At 51.5% G+C, this 1,839-nt stretch carries 1 protein-coding gene; it reads right to left on the bottom strand.

The features are described 5' to 3' along the window. Positions 1–201: 201 nt before the first annotated feature. Positions 202–1,218, bottom strand: a complete 1,017-nt coding sequence (locus OC446_RS30190) for a hypothetical protein (protein WP_262032562.1) — start codon at positions 1,216–1,218, stop codon at positions 202–204. Positions 1,219–1,839 lie beyond the last annotated feature (621 nt).

Here is a 1,839-nt window from a genome sequence, read left to right as displayed (position 1 = left end):
GCCCATAGTAGCGGGAACAGTCCTAGAGACTGTCACCGACGTGTCAGTCAACTTGAACGATACTCTGCCCAATTAGGCTCAGCAGCTAAGGGATCCGACCTCAACAGCCCCAATCTCTCAGCGATGCTCTCTTCAACGTAGAGGTTGGGGCCGATCATTAAGAGCCGAATGTCGCTGTGCTTCAAGCGTTGGGTTCAACTATCATTCAGAGAATGACATGCGGCCTTGAGCGAAGAAACTTGCAGCGCTTTCAACTCGGCGGTACAGAGCCAATATTATCTTTGCTACGACCAATGCGTTCTGATCGGCTAGTTCTTTCACGACACTGAAGTCAATAGTCCCGAGCTTGTTGCTCAGTGCCTCTGCCTCCGCGAATATATATCCCGCAGTCGCATCGTTCTTATCGTACTTGTTACCAGGCATTTGCAAGTACTTATTGCGTGACAAATATGCGTACAGTTTGGCGTACGCCTCGGAGATCGAATTTCTATCGTTAAGATAGTTCCTCACGATATTCTCAAGGTCCGCAAATATTTCCGCTTTGCCGGTGATATCGACGATTCCAGGAGACGCGTATTTGATCCTCTCAAGCCCTGGCCGCTCGTCACGAGGCATATTGTCGTTGAGGCCATGGAAAAAGTGCACATAGCTAAAGCCGCCCTCGAAAGCTCGCTCACGATAGGTCTTAACGATGCTGTTTTTGATCTTTTGGTCTCTATTGGGATCTGACCAGTTCTGCAGCGATGCTACGAAGGCATAGATATCAGAGTATCTTTGATAGAACTGGCCGAACTCTGGCATCTCCCATTCGCCGTCAATAATGAGGTGCTCCTCGTCTTCAGCTCGTCCCCCGATGTCGAATTCTTCGGTGTGCTCCGTTGAGAACAGGCGCGGCAACGGCAGATGCTCTTCAGGCACCAAGCCGCTGAAAGGTGTCATCGTGACCTTATTGTCCTTCATTGCCATGAGGTCGAAGTAATACAGCAGACGGTCTTTTGGATACGTGAAGAGAAACCGTAGGTCTGTTGTTCCGTCTAAGTAGCTCTCCCAGTTCCTCGAACTGACTGTCACTGCCAAGAACAGAGCTTCGTCGGGATCCTCTGACGGGACAGCAACGGCTACCACATGCGCCTTCTGCGCACGCAGTGCCAGGAGCTGCGGTTCGTCCAGGTAAATGAGCGTCGCTAGGTACTCAGCTTTTCGCTTCCGTTGCTGCATGTCAGAGGTCCTCACACGCTTTGACAGCCGCCACTGGATCGAACGTGCCATACATCCAGAAATGTACGTGCTCGGTCTTCCTATTTACCTGTGACCTACCAGCACCTACCGGCACGTTAAGCTTTGCAAGGCGCGGGTTTGAAATGCGTGCTTTGGGGAGTCGCGACGCCAGCTTCGCAACTTTATCACGCGACAAAAACAGCGAGCAAGAACTGAAGTCGCAATCTGAAACCGTCGGCGGTTTCTTCCATCCCAATCTTGCATGCGACCAGAAGTCCGCCGCTGCTGGAGGGTTATTCCCTACCACTCTCCAAACACCGACCAGCGGCTGGTCAATCGCATCGTTCGGCGGGCACTGCGCTGGAAGATTATCAAGATATGGCATCGTTGCGCCTAAAAATCGTTGGCGCGACCTATATCATCAATGCGGGGTCGAGCAAGGATATAATCCCTACTCTGAACCTGAACTTTGGTTGCCCTCCTACCGGTTTGCGCATCCTACATCGTCTCAGGCGCAGGATTTGCGGATAGGGAAAGAATAGAAGCTGGAAATTGAAACTTTGTACTCCCACCGAGGGCCGCTTACATAGAAGCATTGCTGGGAGGCATGTATGTCTGTGT

Origin of the sequence: Microvirga sp. Mcv34, from assembly GCF_024519725.1 — a bacterium.
Classification (GTDB): domain Bacteria; phylum Pseudomonadota; class Alphaproteobacteria; order Rhizobiales; family Beijerinckiaceae; genus Microvirga.
Note: the sequence above shows the minus strand (reverse complement) of the source record. Positions and strands in the feature narration are given on the sequence as shown.

Excerpts from the sequence above, each read along its gene's own strand:
- OC446_RS30190 (WP_262032562.1), bottom strand. The coding sequence starts at position 1,218 with ATGCAGCAACGGAAGCGAAAAGCTGAGTACCTAGCGACGCTCATTTAC.